Annotated in this window: 14 protein-coding genes, 1 tRNA gene, 1 other RNA gene and 3 pseudogenes; 2 read left to right on the forward strand and 17 right to left on the reverse strand. The window is 41.0% G+C overall.

Annotated elements, in window-relative coordinates; all coding sequences use genetic code 11:
- Window positions 1-244 precede the first annotated feature (244 nt).
- The gene (locus tag OCF96_RS09280; RefSeq protein ID WP_261446998.1) at window positions 245-1,255 is read left to right on the forward strand and encodes a YeiH family protein; all 1,011 of its coding nucleotides are present in this window, start codon (window positions 245-247) and stop codon (window positions 1,253-1,255) included.
- A gap of 183 nt (window positions 1,256-1,438) precedes the next feature.
- Here OCF96_RS09280 and OCF96_RS09285 read toward each other — a convergent pair whose 3' ends face one another.
- Together OCF96_RS09285 and polA are read right to left on the reverse strand one after the other, a co-directional pair.
- Complete coding sequence (locus tag OCF96_RS09285; RefSeq protein WP_049487508.1) at window positions 1,439-1,876, reverse strand: CoA-binding protein; 438 nt, start codon at window positions 1,874-1,876, stop codon at window positions 1,439-1,441.
- An 84-nt stretch (window positions 1,877-1,960) separates the two neighbouring features.
- Window positions 1,961-4,594 carry a DNA polymerase I gene (polA, locus tag OCF96_RS09290; RefSeq protein WP_261446999.1) on the reverse strand — a complete coding sequence of 878 codons (2,634 nt, stop codon included), beginning with the start codon at window positions 4,592-4,594 and terminating at the stop codon, window positions 1,961-1,963.
- Between the two features lie 147 nt (window positions 4,595-4,741).
- On the opposite strand from polA, the pseudogene OCF96_RS09295 reads away from it, so the two are divergent.
- Window positions 4,742-5,640 (forward strand): annotated as a pseudogene (locus OCF96_RS09295) (Rpn family recombination-promoting nuclease/putative transposase).
- Window positions 5,641-5,778: 138 nt separating this feature from the next.
- Here OCF96_RS09295 and OCF96_RS09300 read toward each other — a convergent pair.
- The 15 genes and pseudogenes from OCF96_RS09300 to OCF96_RS09370 all read right to left on the reverse strand — a co-directional run bounded on the left by OCF96_RS09300 (window position 5,779) and on the right by OCF96_RS09370 (window position 19,576).
- Window positions 5,779-9,294: an SIALI-17 repeat-containing surface protein gene (locus OCF96_RS09300; protein WP_261040031.1), complete on the reverse strand. Its 3,516-nt coding sequence runs from the start codon at window positions 9,292-9,294 to the stop codon at window positions 5,779-5,781.
- A gap of 210 nt (window positions 9,295-9,504) precedes the next feature.
- A complete protein-coding gene (locus OCF96_RS10225) occupies window positions 9,505-10,248 on the reverse strand; it encodes a carboxypeptidase-like regulatory domain-containing protein (protein ID WP_315899002.1) in 744 nt (247 codons plus the stop codon).
- A pseudogene (locus OCF96_RS09310) lies at window positions 10,203-10,551 on the reverse strand (Rpn family recombination-promoting nuclease/putative transposase); the annotation flags it as partial. The gene OCF96_RS10225 and the pseudogene OCF96_RS09310, both read right to left, overlap by 46 nt.
- Window positions 10,552-10,565: 14 nt before the next feature.
- Window positions 10,566-11,429, reverse strand: a pseudogene (locus OCF96_RS09315) (Rpn family recombination-promoting nuclease/putative transposase).
- Window positions 11,430-11,653: 224 nt separating this feature from the next.
- Window positions 11,654-12,622, reverse strand: a complete 969-nt coding sequence (locus tag OCF96_RS09320) for a ribose-phosphate diphosphokinase (protein ID WP_261447000.1) — start codon at window positions 12,620-12,622, stop codon at window positions 11,654-11,656.
- Window positions 12,623-12,766: 144 nt separating this feature from the next.
- Window positions 12,767-13,582: a PrsW family intramembrane metalloprotease gene (locus OCF96_RS09325; RefSeq protein ID WP_261040000.1), complete on the reverse strand. Its 816-nt coding sequence runs from the start codon at window positions 13,580-13,582 to the stop codon at window positions 12,767-12,769.
- Between the two features lie 28 nt (window positions 13,583-13,610).
- Window positions 13,611-14,108 (reverse strand): beta-class carbonic anhydrase, encoded by a 498-nt coding sequence (locus tag OCF96_RS09330; RefSeq protein WP_077804518.1) that lies wholly within the window; start codon window positions 14,106-14,108, stop codon window positions 13,611-13,613.
- A 72-nt stretch (window positions 14,109-14,180) separates the two neighbouring features.
- Complete coding sequence (gene radA / locus OCF96_RS09335) at window positions 14,181-15,542, reverse strand: DNA repair protein RadA (protein ID WP_247953655.1); 1,362 nt, start codon at window positions 15,540-15,542, stop codon at window positions 14,181-14,183.
- A 13-nt stretch (window positions 15,543-15,555) separates the two neighbouring features.
- On the reverse strand, window positions 15,556-16,113 hold the full coding sequence (locus OCF96_RS09340; RefSeq protein ID WP_261447001.1) for a histidine phosphatase family protein: 558 nt from the start codon (window positions 16,111-16,113) through the stop codon (window positions 15,556-15,558).
- Window positions 16,073-16,516 (reverse strand): dUTP diphosphatase, encoded by a 444-nt coding sequence (locus OCF96_RS09345; protein WP_261447002.1) that lies wholly within the window; start codon window positions 16,514-16,516, stop codon window positions 16,073-16,075. The genes OCF96_RS09340 and OCF96_RS09345 overlap by 41 nt, the downstream gene beginning before the upstream one ends.
- Before the next feature lie 56 nt (window positions 16,517-16,572).
- Window positions 16,573-16,670, reverse strand: an RNA gene (gene ffs, locus OCF96_RS09350) — signal recognition particle sRNA small type.
- Between the two features lie 32 nt (window positions 16,671-16,702).
- Entirely contained in the window at window positions 16,703-17,170 is a 468-nt protein-coding gene (gene tadA, locus OCF96_RS09355; protein WP_203179982.1) for a tRNA adenosine(34) deaminase TadA, read from the reverse strand.
- Between the two features lie 199 nt (window positions 17,171-17,369).
- Window positions 17,370-18,656, reverse strand: a complete 1,287-nt coding sequence (locus OCF96_RS09360) for an adenylosuccinate synthase (RefSeq protein WP_261040006.1) — start codon at window positions 18,654-18,656, stop codon at window positions 17,370-17,372.
- Between the two features lie 233 nt (window positions 18,657-18,889).
- Window positions 18,890-19,123 carry a sigma(X)-activator ComW gene (gene comW, locus OCF96_RS09365; RefSeq protein ID WP_000941923.1) on the reverse strand — a complete coding sequence of 78 codons (234 nt, stop codon included), beginning with the start codon at window positions 19,121-19,123 and terminating at the stop codon, window positions 18,890-18,892.
- 379 nt (window positions 19,124-19,502) lie between these two features.
- Window positions 19,503-19,576: transfer RNA gene (locus OCF96_RS09370), tRNA-Asn, on the reverse strand.
- Window positions 19,577-19,657 lie beyond the last annotated feature (81 nt).

Genomic DNA, 19,657 nt, shown 5'->3' on the forward strand with positions numbered 1-19,657 from the left:
ATTATCAAGCATTATTTCACCTCATCTCTAGTATAACAAAAAAGCCATCAAGTTGATGACTTTTTCAGTAGACTCGAGGTGGAGCTCTGGTATTTTTGTTTTTGCCAAGACTTCGTTACAGTTCTTGTAAGATTATTATTACATAATTAGCACTACTTGTCAAATAATTATTAGGCTCCACTTTCTATTTTACTTTTCCTCTTTACAGGTCTATAATGGTAACAGATTCTATTTGGAGGTTTTTATGTCATTTCTATCCAAAAATGGAGCAGGCATCTTGGCCTGCCTTCTCATTTCCATCCTATCTTGGTACTTAGGAGGGTTCTTCCCTGTTATTGGCGCGCCTGTCTTTGCGATTTTCATAGGCATGCTTCTCCATCCCTTTCTCTCATCCTATAAACAACTGGATGCGGGGTTGACCTTTAGTTCCAAGAAATTGCTCCAGTATGCCGTTATCTTGCTTGGTTTTGGTCTCAATATCTCGCAAGTCTTCGCAGTTGGGCAATCTTCACTCCCTGTCATCCTGTCCACCATTTCAATAGCCTTGATTGTTGCCTACCTTTTCCAGCGCTTCTTTGCATTGGACACAAAACTGGCTACCTTGATTGGAGTAGGTTCTTCTATCTGTGGGGGCTCTGCCATTGCGGCAACAGCGCCCGTTATTCACGCCAAGGAAAAGGAAGTAGCCCAAGCCATCTCTGTTATCTTTTTCTTCAATGTCTTGGCTGCGCTCATCTTTCCAACTCTAGGCACCTGGCTTCATCTATCCAATGACGGCTTCGCTCTCTTTGCAGGAACTGCGGTCAATGATACTTCCTCTGTAACCGCCACAGCTAGCGCCTGGGACAGCCTCTACCAAAGTAATACCCTCGAATCCGCAACCATTGTCAAACTTACGCGAACCCTTGCTATTATCCCCATCACTCTCTTTCTCTCCTATTGGCAAAGTCGTGAACAAAAAAATAAGCAAGGCTTGCAACTGAAAAAAGTCTTCCCACTTTTTATCCTTTACTTTATCCTCGCATCTCTCCTAACCACCCTACTGACCTCTCTCGGGGTATCCAGTAGTTTCTTTACCCCTCTCAAACAACTTTCCAAATTCCTCATTATCATGGCCATGAGTGCTATCGGTCTCAAAACCAATCTGGTAGCTATGGTCAAATCCAGCGGAAAATCCATTGTTCTCGGAGCCATCTGCTGGATTGCCATCATCCTCACTAGTCTTGGTATGCAGACCCTTATCGGCATTTTCTAATACTCTTCGGAAATCTCTTCAAACCACGTCAACGTCGCCTTGCCGTAGGTATGGTTACTGACTTAGTCAGTTCTATCCACAACCTCAAAACTGTGTTTTGAGCAACCTGCGGCTAGTTTCCTAGTTTGCTCTTTGATTTTTATTGAGTATAACACAAAAGGTAGCCCACCAGCTACCTTTTTCTTATACTTCCTCAATCAAGCGTGTATGTTCTCTCTTGATGCAACGATTCATCACGATATCATCACATCCACCAGCACGCAAGATTTCTTCCGCTTCTAGACTTTCAAGTCCTAGCTGTGCCCAAAAAATCTTGGCATCAGCTTTGAGAAAATCACGCGCCACATCTGGCAAAAACTCACTGCGACGGTAAACATTAACAATATCTACAGGAAAAGGAATCTCAGCTAGGCTAGCATAAGCCTTTTCACCCAAGATTTCGCCACCTGCCGCCTTGGGATTGACTGGGATGATTTTATAACCTCGAGCCTGCATTTCCTTGGTCACTCGATTGCTAGTTGTTTCTTCACGGTCTGACAAGCCCACCACAGCAAGGGTTTTACTCGTTGCGAGATACTGACGAATCACGCCATCACTTGGATTGATAAATTCTTGACTCATAGAAATCCTCCTTTTTCATCAGTATAGCACATTTTGAAAAGGCTTGCATAATTCTACTACAAAAAAGGAGGACTAGCCCCCTTTTTATTTAGCCTCGTACCAGGTTACCCCTTCATTTTCATCTGCGATAAGGGGAACACTGAGTTGAATGGCTTCTTCCATGGTTTGTTTGACCAATTTTTTCATCTCTGCCAATTCAGATTTAGGAACTTCAAGTACGATTTCATCGTGCACTTGCAGAAGCATCTTAGTCTGATAACTACCTGCAACCAAGGCTTTATCCAGCTGAATCATGGCAATCTTGAGAATATCTGCCGCCGACCCCTGGATAGGAGAGTTGATAGCTGTCCGCTCTGCAAAACCACGAATATTGAAGTTGCGCGAATTGATATCTGGCAACTCACGACGACGCTTGAAAAGTGTCTCTACATAGCCCTTATCACGCGCCTCACGCACTACTTCATCCATGTAGTTTTTAATACCTGGGAAGCGTTCAAAGTAGGTATCAATATAGGCTTTGGCTTCCTTACGGCTAATGCCCAAATTATTAGACAAACCAAAGTCTGAAATCCCGTAAACCACTCCAAAGTTAACCGCCTTAGCATTGCGACGATCATTTGCAGTCACATCCTCAGGACGTTCAATGCCAAAGACCCGCATGGCTGTTGAAGTATGGATATCTGCCCCCTCTTGGAAGGCCTTAATCAAGTGCTCGTCTTTAGAGATATGTGCCAAAACACGCAATTCAATCTGTGAATAGTCCGAGCTGAGAAGGACACTATCCTCCCACTCTGGCACAAAAGCCTTCCGAATCAAGCGCCCTTGTTCCAATCGTACAGGAATATTTTGCAAGTTTGGATCCACACTAGACAAACGCCCAGTCTGGGTCAAATCCTGCACATAGCGAGTATGAATCTTGCCATCAGCCAAAATCCAGTCCTGCAAGCCAATCACATAAGTAGACTGAATCTTGGCAATCTGACGGTAATCGAGGATTTTCTTAACAATTGGAGCAATAGGAGCCAGTCGCTCCAAGACATCCACGGCTGTAGAATAACCTGTCTTGGTTTTCTTAGTGTATTCTAGAGGTAGCCCCAATTTTTCAAAGAGAAGCACGCCCAACTGCTTAGGCGAGTTGATATTAAACTCCTCACCAGCCAGTTCATAAATCTCCTGAGTCAGTTTTTCAATGACAAGCTCATTTTCAGCCTGCATCTCAAGCAAGGTCTCTTTCTTGACCGTAATCCCAGCAATTTCCATCTTGGCAAGAACAAAAGCCAGAGGTTGCTCCATATCATAAAGAAGCTCTAATTGCCCATTTTCGCTGAGTTTTTCAAGTAAAACAGGTTCTGTTTCGACCAAAACAGCAAGCTTACGAGCTAAATGCTCCAAGAATTTCTCACGTTCAGGAATAGCCTTTTTAACACCTTTACCGTAGAAGGTCTCATCATCAACCAAGTAAGTCTGACCATAAAGACTAGCAATAGTCGGAATTTCATTGTCCTCCACAGTCGAAAGGAGGTATTTAGCCAAACGGCTGTCAAAACCAGGCGCCTGCAAATCCACACCAAAACGATGCAAGAGAACTTTAGCCTTCTTAAAGTCATACACCCTCAGAGGTGTTTTTTCTAAGAAGTCCTTGAAAATCGGGTCTTGCAACAGCTCAAGCTTGTCTGTAGCATAAAGTTTATCCCCACAAGACCAGGCAAAACCAACCAAATCATCCGTATGGTAATTCTCACCAAAAAGCTCAAAATGGAAGATAGATTCTTCACTCAGCATATCTTGACTGACTTGCTCAACAATAGTAAAGTCCAAACTCTCAGCCACATCAGCTGACGACACATTTAAAGCCTGCTTGAGCTGTTTGAAGCCCATCTCATCGTAGAATTTTCCAAGATTTTCCACATCTGGACCGCTATAGACTAAATCCTTCAAACCAATCTCAATCGGTGCCTTGGTATCAATGGTCGCCAGTGTTTTTGACAAAAAGGCCTGTTCCTTATCATTGATGAGATTTTCCTTCATCTTAGAAACCTTCATCCCATCGATATTCTCATAAATCCCCTCGAGTGAGCCATGCTCCAGCAAGAGCTTGATACCCGTCTTTTCACCGATTTTAGTTACCCCAGGAATATTATCCGACTTATCACCCATGAGCGCCTTGAGATCGATAAACTGAGTCGGTGTAATCCCCATCTTTTCCATAAGATATTCTGGCGTAAAAGCCTCAAACTCAGCCACACCTTTCTTGGAAATCTCAACCACCGTATGCTCATCCGTCAGCTGAATCAAATCCTTGTCCCCACTGACAATGGTAATATCAAAACCATCCTGCTCTGCTAGTTTATCCAGTGTCCCAATGATGTCATCCGCCTCATACTGAGCCAACTCATAATGACGAATCCCCATATGATCCAGCAACTCACGAATGAAGGGAAATTGCTCACGAAACTCATCAGGAGTCTTAGCTCGACCACCCTTATAGTCCGCATACATCTCTGTCCGGAAGGTCGTCTTTCCCGCATCAAAAGCCACCAAAATATGACTTGGCTCAACCCGCTCCAACAAATGGCTCAACATCAACTGAAAACCATAAATTGCATTGGTATGCAAACCAGCCGCATTCTTAAAACGGTCCAACTGCTGATAGAGCGCAAAAAACGCCCGAAAAGCAACAGAAGACCCATCAATCAATAATAATTTTTTCTTATCCATACACCCATTATAAAGGAAAGCACCAAAAAATACCATTGGGAAGAGCCAGACCGAGTATTTTTCATCCTTTTTCCGAATAAATAGATAGAGTCAGTAAATCTAGTAAACCTAGATTTAAAACTATGGTATAATGAAAGGAGAGGAAGTATGACTGTACGTCATCCGGGCATCAGCCCGACCAACGATTTGGTTGCTAAGAAAATCTTTAGCAACCCAGAAATCACTTGTCAATTTATCCGCGACATGCTAGACTTGCCAGCAAAAAATGTGACCATTTTGGAGGGAAGTAATATTCATATCTTGCCTTCCATACCTTACTCAGCGCAGGATTTCTATACCAGTATAGATGTTTTGGCGGAGTTGGACAATGGCACTCAAGTAATCATTGAAATTCAGGTGCATCATCAGAACTTTTTCATTAATCGTTTGTGGGCTTACCTGTGTAGTCAGGTCAATCAAAACCTCGAAAAAATTCGCCAGCAAGAGGGCAATACGCACCAGAGTTACAAACACATCGCACCAGTATACGCTATCGCAATTGTGGATAGTAATTACTTCTCAGATGATTTAGCTTTTCATAGCTTTAGTATGCGTGAGGACACGACAGGTGAGATTTTAACCATAACCAATAATGGACAAGAAAACCATCTAGTCAAGATGGCATTCTTGGAACTAAAAAATACAGAGAAACCAGCAAAGACAAGATTCGAAAGCCGTGGTTGGAGTTTTTCGGGAATAAGCCCTTTACCCAACAACCCGAGCGAGCCATCAGTCAAGCAGACCAACTGCTGGACTACAAGAGCTGGTCCGAGGAGGACAGGAAAATGTTTAGTGAACAACGCAGACGCGAAGAACAAGCCTTGTTAGCACAGGACTATGCCTTGGAACAAGCTGAAGAAAAAGGCTTAGAGCGTGGGAAAGTTGAAGGAAGGGAAGAAGGGAAACTTTTTGCCTTCTTAGACATGGTTCGTCAAGGTCTCCTGACTTCCGAGGTTACCAGCCAGCAGTTGGGCATGTCCGTTGCTGAGTTTGAGGCTTTGTTGTAAATTTATAGAATAATATAAAAGTGAACAAATCTGAAACATCGTTTTGTTCACTTTTTTCTTCTTTCAATAGAACTCTCACTATAGTCCATATCACAAAAAGAGAAGGTCATAATCCTTCTCTTTTATATCTTCAACTAATTAGTTTTTGCGTTTCACAAATGGAAGGGCACCTAGGAGCAATCCAAGGAATCCTAATGATGCAACTGCAACATTATCTTTACCACCAGTGTTAGGAAGTTCTTTCTTATCTTCTGCTTTCGCAGCTGGAGCTTGATATGTATTATCTTTGCTAGTACCTGCTACAGTTGGTGCAACCGCAGGAGTTGATGGTGTCTCAGCTGTTGGTGTAGCCGGAGCTGGTGTTGGAGCTTGTGATTCATTTGGAACAGGATTTCCAGGAGTTGGTGTTAGTCTTGGATCTGAATTTGGAGTAGAATAGTGATTAGTTACTTTTTTGTAATAGTTAGTAATAATACCATCTTTTTCTTCAGATTTCACAAAAGTATAACCTGCAATTGATTTACCTTTGAAATGACCTTCTTCAGCATTCAAAATATCAGCGTTAGTAGCAATATCAACATAGCGTGTGACTTTTAAGTCTTCTGTATCATTACTTCCAGATAGAACCTCAGCTTTATTATTAATTAAAGTATTTAAGGCATCTTCTAAATCAGCTAGACGATCTTTTAATCCATCTTTATAATAATCTTCAACACCTTCATTTTCTTCGCTGTCTTTGATTTGCTCTTTTACTTTAGAGATTTCGTCTAAGATTTTTTTGATTTCAGGGTTATTAACACCAAACTCTGGAATTTCATTAACAGCAGCTTCAACAGCGTTAACTCCGCCTTTGAATGCTGGAAGTTCTGGTTGTACAAGTGCATCTCCGTTTGAAGCTTCTGGTTTAGTTGGTTTTGGAGTTTCTCCTTCAGGTTTTGCAGGAGTTGGAGGTGTTGTATCATTCACTCCACCATTGAATTCTGGAAGTTCTGGTTGTACAAGTGCATCTCCGTTTGAAGTTTCAGGTTTAGATGGTTTTGGAGCTTCTCCCTCTGGTTTATTAGGTTCAGTAGGAGGTGTTGTATCATTTACTCCTCCGTTGAATTCAGGATTATTAGGTTGAGTAGGAGCATTATCATCATTTACACCACTATTGAACTCTGGAGTTGCTGGTGTTGTAGGCGCTTCTTCATCGTTTACTCCACCTGTGAATTCAGGTTTTTCTTCAGCTGTAGGAGCGTCAGCAGGATTTACCCCACCATTGAATTCTGGAGCATTAGGAACCGTTGGAACCTCATCCGCTTCCTTAGCAGGCTCAGTAGTTGCTTCATCATCATTTACTCCACCTGCGAAGTCTTTTGGTGCTTCACCTTTAGGAACTTCTTTTAAGTTTTCGATATAACCTAAAGTTGCGTTGTAATCATCAGTTAGTTCATCGATTGCATCTTTGTAAGCTTTCACTACTTCGTTAACTTCGTCGAATTTAGCTTGAGCTTCATCTGCAGCAGTTTTAGCAGAAGCAACAGCAGCTTCTAATCTAGTTACAGCATCTTGTAATCCATCTTGGATAGATTGTTCAGCATTGTTTTTCTTAGCTGTTGCAAGTGCAGTTTTAGCTTTTTCTAAAGTTTCTTTTTGTTTATCTAATGCAGCATTTTTTTCTTCTACAGCTTTAGCTTTTTCAGTAGCATCAGCCTTGTCTTTATCAGCTACTTTAGTTAATTTTTCAATTTTTTCAGCGATATCATCAGCGATATCTTGAAGTTTTTTAACGATTGGTTTAGAAGCTTCTTTGTTGTAAGCAGCGTCTAATTTTTCTTTATCAGCAGTAGGAAGTTCAGCAAGAGGTTTTCCTTCTTGTTTTGTAGCGCCAATTTCGTCTGCTTGTGGATCTTGATTTTTGTTAGCTTCAGCAGTCTCATTTTGACCTTTTAATTCTTTAAGAACATCTCCTGCAGTTAAGTCGCCTTTTTCAACTGCAGCTAAAATATCTTCTTTACCTAATGCTTTTTTGGCTTCTTCTTTATTTGTAATCTTAGCATCAGCATCGATATCTTTTTCTAATTGATCTAATGCATCTTTAAGAGCAGTTCTAGTTTCAGCTTCTTCTTTTTTAAGTTCTTCAACTTTTGCTTTTGCTTTTTCAGCTTCTGCTTTAGCTGTAGCTAATTCAGTTTCTGCTTCAGTTTTAGCTTTATCTGCTTCTTCTTTTTTAGTTTGTGCAGCTTTTACATCAGCAGCTTCTTTTTCTGCCTTAGCTGTAGCTTCATCTGCTTTTGTTTTAGCTTCGTCTGCTTTTTTCTGCAATTCAGCAACTTTAGCATCGGCTTCTGCTTTAGCTTCAGCAGCTTTTTCAGCTTCTGTTTTTTCTGCTGGTTTAGCTGGTTCTTCTTCTACTGGTTTAGCTGGCTCGTTAGCCTCTTTTTCTTTAGCAGCTTTTACTTCATCAAGAGCTTTGTTGTACTCATCAGTAAGTTTGTTTAGCTCATCAGCAACAGCTTTAGTATCCGAAGCAGCTTGATCAAATGCATTTTGTGCAGCATCACGCTCTTTTTTAATCGCCTTAACAGCTTTATCTAATGAAGAAACAATATCAGAATCAGAACCGTTATCTGTAGCTGATTTAAGAGCTTCTTCAGCTTCTTTTAATGTATCTTCTTGTTTTTTAAGAGCTTCAGCTTTTTTATCTTCTTCAGCTTTTAATGCATCAGCATCTTCTTTAAGCGTATCAACTTTTTCACCTAAGTCATCAGCTTTGTCTTGTAATTTTTCAGATGCAGGACGAGCAGCATCTGCTTTTTCAGCTTTGTCAATTCCAGCTTTAATGTTTTCTGGTAATTGATCTTTAGATTTAGCTTCTTCAGCTGGAGTTGTTGCAACGTTAGCTTCATTAGCTTGGTCTTTATTTCTTAATTTTTTCTCAGTTTCTTTATTAGCTTCAGCTTTTTCATTATCATCTGCTAATTCAGCAAGAACATCACCAGCTTTTAATTCACCAGATTCAACAGCCTTCAACAATTCCTCTTTTGCTTTTTTGTCGAGTAATGCGTTATCATCAGGTAATTGTTTTAAAGCCTCGGTTAAAGCATCTTTAGAATCTGCTTCTTCTTTCTTAGCATCTTCTTCTTTCTTCGCTTCTTCTTTAGCTTTAGCGTCAGCTTCAGCAGCTTTTGTTTTTGCTGCAGCTAATTCATCGTCTGCAGTTTTTTTAGCTTCTTCAGCTTCAGTTTTTGCAACTTTAGCATCAGCAGCTTCTTTTTTCTCTGCTTCAAGTTTTGTATCAGCTTCTTTAGCTGCTGCAGTCGTTGTATCTACTTTAGCTTGAGCTTCAGTAACCTTTCCTTCAGCTTTTTTAGCGTCAGCTTCAGCTTGTTTAATTTCTGGACTTGTAACTTCTGATTTAGAAGTGTCAGTAGCTCCAGTTTCTGCTGGCTGAGTAGCCGCTGGTTGCTCTGTTGTCTCAGAATTTCCAGCAGGGTTAGTTGCGCTATTTGAATTAGTTGCTGATGTATCAGTTGTGCCAGCTGGTTGAGATGAAGCAGTAGCTGTATTATCCTCTGCAGCTTTCACGACTGATGGTTGAGATGCCGCAAATGCCGCTCCCAAAACAGCCACACTAGCCAAGCTAGTTAAAATCATTTTCTTTTTATCCATTTTTGAAACCCCTTTTTTAGAATCATATTTAGGTTTATTATAACGCTTTCTAAAAATATAATCAAGTGATAGGTTATTTTATCTTTACATTTATATTTTTATATTGATTCCCAAATATACCTCTCTTAACAGAAAAAGAAAGCCTGTTTTATAAGCTTTCTTTTTATTTTCTTTTCATTATTTACATTTTCTATGGTAAATTTTACACTTTTAAACCCACTCATCGTTGGCATTTACTGTGTAACCATTGATTGTAGTCCTGACAGCAAGAGCTCCTGAACTATAAGCATAGTACCATTTGCCATCAATTTGTTTCCAACCAGTAGCTTTTGTTCCTTTTTCATCAAGAACATAGCTCCATTGACCTTTGTCATCTTTAACCCATGGTGATTTAACTTCTTCACCATATGATTGACCTGGTTGTGCTGGATGAATTGTATCGCGGTTGTTTTGAAGTGTTGCTGGGCGAATTGAGAATGTTGCAGGAACATTACCAGCAACTGCTGTAACATGACCATTGTATGAGTCTTCCTCATATCCAGCTGGAACATTCAAACGATACGAAACGGCTGTTCCTGGTTCAACATCTGACAAAGTAGCAACACCATCAGCACCTGTTGTTACTGATGAAGTTTTACCACCAGCGTTGAAGTCAACAGTCGCACCTGCTACTGGTTTACCAGTAGAAAGATCGATAACTGTTACAGCAACTGTACCTTTTGTATGCGTTGGAGTACCATAACCGTTGTCATTAGAACCGCGTGGGTTAGTAACTGGCTTCGCTGGTTTGTATTGGTTAGCTGGAGCAACTACACCATCTTGGTGTGTTGGGTTTCCTGCACTACCATCCCATCCTGACCAGTTACCATATGCATGAACTGGAGCTGCGTTAATAGCTGCTGTTGCAGCTACAACTGCTGACTGGCAACTTCGGAAGTTAAAACATGTTGACATACCATATCTAAAAAGGCAAAAAGTTTCCCTTCCTTCAACTTTCCCACGCTCTAATCCTTTTTCTTCAGCTTGTTCCAAGGCATAGTCCTGTGCTAACAAGGCTTTCTCTTCTCGCATACGTAGTTGACTAAACATTTTCCTGTCCTCCTCGGACCAGCTCTTGTAGTCCAGCAGTTGGTCTGCCTGGCTGATGGATCGCTCTGGCTACTGAGTAAAGGGTTTGTTGCCGAAAAACTCCAACCACGGCTTACGAACCTCATCTTTGCTGGTTTCTCTGTATTTTTTTAATTCCAAGAATGCTATTACTTGTGATGGTCTTATAAGAGTGACTCAAACTCAGCTACTGTCATGCCTAATTGCTGGCTGGCAACCTCAACGGTTAAAAGATGCTGGCGAACGAGATTTACTAATCCTTTTTTCAGTCCTTTTTCTTCAGCTTGTTACAAAGTATAGTCCTGTGCTAACAAGGCTTGTTCTTCGCGTCTGCGTTGTTCACTAAACATTTTCCTGTCCTCCTCGGACCAGCTCTTGTAGTCCAGCAGTTGGTCTGCTTGGCTAATGGCTCGCTCGGGTTCTTGGGTAAAGGGTTTATTCCCAAAAAACTCCAACCACGGCTTGCGAACACTATCCTTGCTGGTCTCTCTGTACTTTTTTAGTTCTAAGAATGCCATCTTTACTAGATGGTTTTCCTGTCCATTGTTTGTAATTGTCAAAACCTCACCCGTCGTATCCTCTCGCATACTAAAACTGTGAAAGGCTAAATCATCCTGAAAGTAGTTGCCGTCCACAATTGCGATAGCATATACTGGTGCGATGTGTTTGTAACTTCGATGAGTATTGCCTTCTTGCTGGCGAATTTTTTCAAGATTTTGATTGACCTGACTGCACAAATAAGCCCACAGGCGATTAATGAAAAAATTTTGATGATGCACCTGAATTTCGATAATAACCTGTGTCCCATTGTCCAACTCTGCCAAGACGTCTATACTGGTATAGAAATCCTGCGCTGAATAAGGCAGGGAAGGCAAGACATGAATATTGCTTCCCTCCAAAATGGTCACATTTTTTGCTGGCAAGTCCAGCATATCGCGTATAAATTGACAAGTGATTTCTGGATTGCTAAAAATCTTCTTAGCAACTAAATCATTGGTTGGGCTGATGCCCGGATGTCTGAGAATCATCCTTTTCCTCCTTTTATTATACCATAGTCTTATACTCAATGAAAATCAAAGAGCAAACTAGGAAACTAGCCGCAGGCTGTACTTGAGTACGGCAAGGCGACGTTGACGTGGTTTGAATTTGATTTTCGAAGAGTATTAAATCTAGTTTTCCTAGATTCACTGTTACTATCTATTTATTCGCAAAAGAGACGAAAAAAACCTGAGAATTATCTCAGGCTTGGTCATTAAATCTTTTTCTCAATACTGAAAAGTGGAGAAAGTGGGCGTTTTTCATGGATACGTACGATAGCATCCCCTAGGAGATGAGCGATTGAAATCTGCTCAATCTTATCAATCAAACGCTCTTCTGGCAGATAGATGGTATCCAAAACAACCAATTTCTTGATAGCTGAGTTTTGGATATTGTCCATAGCAGGACCAGAAAGAACTGGGTGCGTACAGCTTGCATAGACTTCAACAGCACCAGCTTCTGCAAGGGCATCTGCAGCGTGACAAATCGTTCCAGCAGTATCAATCATATCATCAATCAAGATACAAGTCTTGCCTTCGACCTTACCGATGATGTTCATGACTTCACTGGTATTCATCTTATCAACACTGCGACGTTTGTCGATGATAGCGATAGATGTTTTCAAAAACTCAGCCAACTTACGAGCACGAGTCACCCCTCCATGGTCTGGGCTGACAACCACATAGTCAGAACCAACCATGCCACGACGCTCAAAATAATCCGCAATCAGAGGAGCTCCCATCAAATGATCCACAGGAATATCAAAGAATCCTTGAATCTGCGCAGCATGCAAGTCGATGGTCAATAAACGATCCACTCCAGCTACTTCAAGCATATTTGCAACAAGTTTTGAAGTGATTGGCTCACGCGCTCTCGCCTTTCTATCCTGACGTGCATACCCATAGTAAGGCATGACAACATTGACAGATTCTGCACTCGCACGCTTCAAAGCATCCACCATAATCAAAATTTCAAGCAGATTGTCATTTACAGGCGAGCTAGTTGATTGTAGGATAAAGACGTGTTTCCCACGGATTGATTCTTCGATGTTGACCTGAATCTCTCCATCTGAAAATTGGCGAACACTTGATTTCCCCAACTCTATCCCAATCTCCTGCGTCACACGTTTTGCCAATTCTTGATTAGAAGAAAGGGCAAACAGCTTTAAATCAGAAAAAGACATGATTTCCTCCGGTATATATGTATCGCTTGTGCTTTTCACAAGATTTTCCATCTACCATTGTAGCGCTTTTTACACTATTTTTCAATCAAAAATAAAAGAAGGGCACCATATTTGTACCCTTGCATCATTCTTTTAAAAAATATTCTAGTTCATCAACTCATCGTTCTTCTCAACAAAGCGATAAGCCTGATAAAAACCATAGAGAGCAATAGCCGTCACCACTGGAATCGCTAGGGGCAATTCTGTCTCCAATTCAACAAAAGGAGAATTAAACAAGAAATGAGTTCCCAAGGCTAAACCTAGGAAAATAAGCCCCTCTTTCTTGCCAACCTTCTGCCCTTTATAAGCTCTGTAAAGCAAGTAAACACCTACTACAGCCAGACCTGAAAAAGTCCAGTGAGAGGCAATTCCTGAGATGATACGCTCTAAAATTCTCGAAATAGTAAAGTCAAAGCCCTCTGGCAAATCCATACGAATATAGCCAATATCCTCAATCATTTGAAATCCCAAACCAGAAGCAATTCCAAGTAAAAACAAAGATTTTAATTTTCGCACAGGAACCAAAGCTAAAACAAAAACAAGTGGCAATAATTTCAAGGGTTCTTCTACCAAAGGAGCCACAATAGCACTTTCAAAGGCATTTAAAAATGCACTATCTGGGAAAAGAAACTCCAATAAATCATGGATATAAGTATTAGCAAAGCTAGACAACCAGCCTGAAAGGAACATCCCACCCAATAAAGACAGAATCAAAGCGTTCTTTGGCAATTCCCATTTTTTCCCAATACGGAAAAGGAAATAAAGAGCCGGAATCATGTAAAAGAGAGCTAGAAAGATAGAAACTCCCATTAGTCCATATTCCGCACCTGACATCGAACCATCCGTATAGTAGATAGTTTCATACTGCAAACCAATACATAGCAATAAGATAAAAATAAATAAAATACTGTTTTTCTTCATACACTTTCTTTCTTTCTAAATGAAGTATTTATAATTCTACGACTGTCATACTTCCTGTATCCACATCGTAAATAGCACCAGAGATAATGACATCATCTGGTATTAGGGGAGACTCGATAAGGAGTTGCATATCCTCGCGCACACTCTCCTCTATATTTTGGAAGGGCAAGAAATCCTGGTCTGACACATCGACACCTAATTCCTCTTTCAGATACTCCTGAAAAGGACCATTTTCAAAAGTCTGAGCACCACAGTCTGTATGGTGCAACACCACAATCTCTCTTGTCCCCATTTGTTGCTGGGAAATAACTAGCGAACGAATCATGTCCTCAGTCACTCGACCTCCTGCATTCCGCAAGATATGAGCATCCCCAAGTGCCAAACCTAGGGCTTGCGCAACGTGCAGACGAGAGTCCATACAGGTCACAATAGCCACTCTTGTTTTGGGTTTAAGTGGCAGATTTAACTGCCCATGTAGGGCAACATAAGCCTGATTGGCTTGCATAAACTGTTCAAAATACGACACGATTCCCTCCTCGAAAATTTGATAGTCAAATATTTCTCCTATCTTATCATTTTTAAAAGGATTTGTCACGGATTATGCAAAGACCTTTTTCAAAACTTCCTGAATCGTTGTTACTCCAATGACCTGAATTTCCTTGGGCGGAGTGATTCCTGTCAAGGAATTTTTGGGTACATAAATCTTAGTAAAGCCCAATTTAGCAGCTTCGTTGATACGTTGTTCGATACGATTCACGCGCCGAATCTCTCCTGTCAAGCCCAGTTCTCCCACAAAACATTCCTGAGGGTTGGTTGGCTTGTCTTTATAGCTCGAAGCAATAGCAACCGCAACGGCCAAGTCAATGGCAGGTTCATCCAATTTAACACCACCAGCAGATTTGAGATAAGCATCCTGATTTTGCAAGAGAAGACCTGCACGCTTTTCCAAAACAGCCATAATCAAGCTAGCACGATTAAAATCAAGTCCTGTCGTCGTACGCTTAGCATTTCCAAACATGGTCGGTGTTACCAAAGCCTGAACCTCCGCCAAAATCGGACGCGTCCCTTCCATGGTCACAACGATTGATGAACCAGTTGCCCCATCCAAACGCTCTTCTAGGAAAACTTGACTCGGATTGAGGACCTCAACCAATCCGCCCGACTGCATCTCAAAAATCCCAATTTCATTGGTAGAACCAAAACGGTTTTTGACCGCTCTTAAAATACGGAAGGTATGGTGGCGCTCCCCTTCAAAGTAAAGCACCGTATCCACCATATGCTCCAACATACGAGGCCCAGCTAATGTTCCTTCCTTGGTCACATGACCTACGATAAAGATGGCAATGTTATTTGTTTTAGCCAGCTGCATAAGTTCAGCTGTCACCTCACGCACTTGAGAAACAGACCCCTGCACCCCTGAAATCTCAGGAGACATAATGGTCTGAATGGAGTCAATAATGAGGAAGTTTGGCTGGATTCTTTCTACCTCAGCTCGAACACTCTGCATATTGGTCTCTGCATAGAGATAAAACTCGCTATCAATATCACCCAAGCGCTCTGCTCGTAGCTTGATTTGCTGGGCAGACTCCTCCCCACTGACGTAAAGAACCGTTCCCACTTGAGACAGCTGGGTTGAGACTTGTAGGAGAAGGGTTGATTTCCCTATTCCAGGATCCCCACCGATTAGGACGAGACTTCCTGGTACCACTCCGCCTCCAAGTACACGGTTGAATTCCTCCATCTCCGTCTTGGTTCGATTGACATTGATTGAAGTCACCTCAGCCAGTTTCATGGGCTTGGTTTTCTCACCTGTCAAGGACACACGCGCATTCTTGACCTCGGCAACCTCAACCTCTTCTACAAAAGAAGACCAAGACCCACAGTTAGGACAACGTCCCAGATATTTAGGGGAATTATACCCACAATTTTGACACACAAATGTCGCTTTTTTCTTTGCGATGATAAACCTCTTTCTATATCTCTAACTCACACTCAATCACTTGGCAAAAATCAATCTTCTCATTTGGCACAAACTGACGCATGAGCATGTTGTGAGTTACCACTATCACGGTCTGGTAATATCGATACTTAGCCATGCATTCTAGAAAACGAGACTTCATCTCCGTAGATGTCTCATATTGAATAGGACTATTAGGAAGTAACTCCCCCTTATTTTCTAGAAACATAGTACGAGCTTTTTCAAAATTATCTGTGCCACTTTCATAGACCTGCCATTCATGCAATAATGGCTCCACTCTCAAAGGAAGTCCAGTAACACAAGCCACATAAGAAGCCGTTTCTAAAGCTCTTGTGACTGCAGAAGATATGATTATTTCAGCTGAAGAGAATAAAGGATTGGTGCTCAGTTCCTGAGCCTGCTGCCGTCCCTTCTCAGATAAGGGTGCCAAATCTATCCCAAATCCCGTATAAGAACGCTTCTCTAACTCACGATAATCTGGCTCCCCGTGACGCACAAAGATAATCTTCATCCTAGTGCCCTGTCGATCCAAATCCACCAGTTCGAACGCCATCAGCCATATCTCCATCTGCAATTAAGAAAGGAGCAAAGACAGCCTGGACCACACGTTCTCCAACTTCAAGAACAACTTCTTGATCTGTGATATTCTTCATCTGTGCAAAAATATGCCCTTCATTCCCAGGATTTCCATAATAATCCCCATCAATGACCCCAACTGAATTAATTAAAACCAAGCCCTTTTTACGAGGGTTTGAAGAACGATCATAGAGGTAGAGAACCTCATTCGGCTGCATATAAGCCTTAACCCCTGTCGGAACCAAGACAATCTCTCCTGGCGCAATAACCGTACGCACAGCAACCTTTAAGTCGTAACCAGCCGCATGCGCTGTCTCACGCTTTGGCAATAAATTCTCATCTATAAAACTCGAAACCAATTCAAAACCACGAATTTTCATCATCTTCTCTTTTCTATTATCATTTATTCTAGATTATTCTATCTTATTTATTCGGAAAAAGCACGAAAAAAAGAGCACACAATTCAAATCGCTTAGGGCTGCTGGATTCCTCCCCTGACCCGCTTCACGCAGAACTGTTGCTCCACTATTTATTATATCACATTCCTATTCATTTTAAAAGCAAAATTATTTTTTCCGTCTATTTCTAAAAAAGTCCTGCATAATAGCTGCGCATTCATCTTCCAAAATTCCCGTTTCAACCTCTACACGATGGTTAAGACGCTCATCTGTCAAGATATCGTACAAACTCCCAGCAGCGCCAAATTTCTGGTTTTTAGCCCCATAGACCACGTTGGGAATACGGGCGAGTCCAATTGCCCCACTACACATGACACAAGGCTCAATGGTCACAAAAAGCGTGCAATCAAGCAAGCGCCAGCTCTCCTCACTCAGGTTCGCATTCTCTATAGCCATAATCTCCGCATGCATAACCGCTCGTTGCAACTCCTCACGCGCATTATGCCCACGGCCAATGATTTCTCCGTCCTTGACAATCACACAGCCAATTGGAATTTCATCGTGTTCAAGAGCAATCTCAGCCTCTTTCAATGCCTCTCTCATGAAGCTTTCTTTTTCTTCAACTGTATAATTCATCAATTTTCCTTTTCCTACTTGTCGATTTTATTATTATATCATGAATCCCAAGACAAAAAAAGCCACCAAATGCGGTGACTCTATAGGGAGATTATTATGAAAAAGAAAAGTTTAGGATATTTGTTACAACAAGTTAGGAGGTCTTCTTGTAACTGTCTATAGTATACCCGACCTATCTTAAACAAATCTTAAAAATTTCTTAGGACCAAACACTTTCTAAAATATTTGTTTGTTCGCGATCAGGACCTACTGAGAAAGTAGAAATACGAACGCCAACCAATTCGCTCACACGACGAACATAGTTACGCGCATTCTCAGGAAGATCTTCTAAATTACGAACTCCAGTAATATCTTCTGACCAACCTGGCAACTCTTCATAGATAGGCTTGCAACGTTTCAATTGCTCAAGACTAGCTGGATAGTAGTCAATACGTTGACCATCAAGATCATAGGCCACACAGATTTTCACTGTATCTAAACCACTCAAAACATCGATAGAGTTCAATGAAAGATTAGTGATACCAGAAACTCGACGACTATGACGCATCACAACTGAGTCAAACCAACCCACTCGACGTGGACGACCAGTTGTTGTACCATATTCATGACCTACTTCACGAATACGTTCTCCCACTTCATCAAACAACTCAGTTGGGAAAGGACCATCTCCTACACGACTCGTATAGGCTTTACATACACCAACAACCTTGTCAATCTTACTCGGACCAACACCAGAACCAATTGTCACACCACCAGCTACAGGGTTTGACGACGTAACAAATGGATACGTACCTTGGTCAATATCTAGCATAACACCTTGTGCACCTTCAAAAAGCACACGTTTACCGTTATCAAGCGCATCATTCAAAATAACAGATGTATCTGTCACATATTTCTTAATTTGTTGACCATATTCGTAATATTCTTCAAAAATATCATCGAAAGCAATTGCTTTACTGTCATACAATTTTTCAAAAAGACGATTCTTTTCAGCAAGGTTACGTTCTAAACGCTCACGGAAAATGTCTTTATCCAAAAGATCCGCGATACGAATTCCCACACGAGCAGCTTTGTCCATATAAGCTGGACCGATTCCCTTGATTGTAGTACCAATCTTATTGTCGCCCTTAGCTTCTTCTTGCAAACGATCTAACTCGATATGATAAGGCAAAATGACATGCGCGCGATCAGAAATACGCAAGTTATCAGTTGTAACACCTTCCTCATGAAGATAGCTCAACTCTTTCACAAGAGATTTAGGATTTACAACCATACCATTCCCAATAACAGAGATTTTTTCAGGGAAGAAAATCCCAGATGGAATCAAGTGCAATTTAAACTTCTTGCCATCAATCACAATCGTGTGACCTGCATTATCACCACCTTGGTAACGCGCAATCACTTCTGCATTCGCTGAAAGGAAGTCTGTAATCTTCCCTTTACCTTCATCACCCCATTGGGTACCTACAACAACAACTGAAGTCATAATCTTGTCTGAGCCCTCAGGCTCTTCCTTTCTCACATACATGGCAGGACTCTCACCTGCAATTATATCTTACAATTTATTATAAGAAAAAATCGCCTTTTTATCAAGAAGAAACAATAGAAAGATTTGCTATTTCCAACTATTAAAAAATGTTTTAGAAAAAATTCCGGCTATTTATCATTATTTTTCCACAAAAAGTAAAAGTTGTTCGGAAATTAACTCATACTGTCTCATCAAGCAACAAAACCCTGTTTCATTATCAATTTTTCAAGATACAAACGATAAGCAACACGATAATGGTAAACAATAAAATCCCGATGACTCACAATACGATATCGGACAAGATAATAAATCAAAAACTTAAAATGAACATGTTCCCAATCAAAATTATCACCCAAGAACATACCATACTCTTCTTCAATATTTCTATAAAAATCCATCATCTGATCATAAATACTTTGTAGCATAAATATATACTCCTTTTCTTTTTATGACCTTATTCTAACAAAAAATTATAAACAGTTATTATAAAATCCTGAATTGCTCAAATACCAACCTCAAAAAGATAACAAATAGGAAAAGTTGACAGAATAGGAACAAATATACTACCTAAATTTCAAAAACTAAGATAATGGAAGCGGAAGGATGCGAACCCCTCGAAGGATCATATTTACAGTCCGCAACGTTTAGCCTCTTCGCTACCCTCAATTAAAGTACTAAAAAGATCTCCTTGATCGAAAACGGAGGGCTCTGAAACTTTACTCAGCAAAAATATCTCACACCAAATAACACTAAATAGATTATTAATTACAAAAAAAGAGGCCTAAACCTCTTTTTTCTTAACTACTCCGCCAGTAGGACTCGAACCTACGACATCATGATTAACAGTCATGCGCTACTACCAACTGAGCTATGGCGGATTAAAGCTAAGCGACTTCCATATCTCACAGGGGGCAACCCCCAACTACTTCCGGCGTTCTAGGGCTTAACTTCTGTGTTCG

The organism is Streptococcus mitis (assembly GCF_946190065.1).
In the GTDB taxonomy this organism is placed as follows: Bacteria; Bacillota; Bacilli; order Lactobacillales; family Streptococcaceae; genus Streptococcus; species Streptococcus mitis_DE.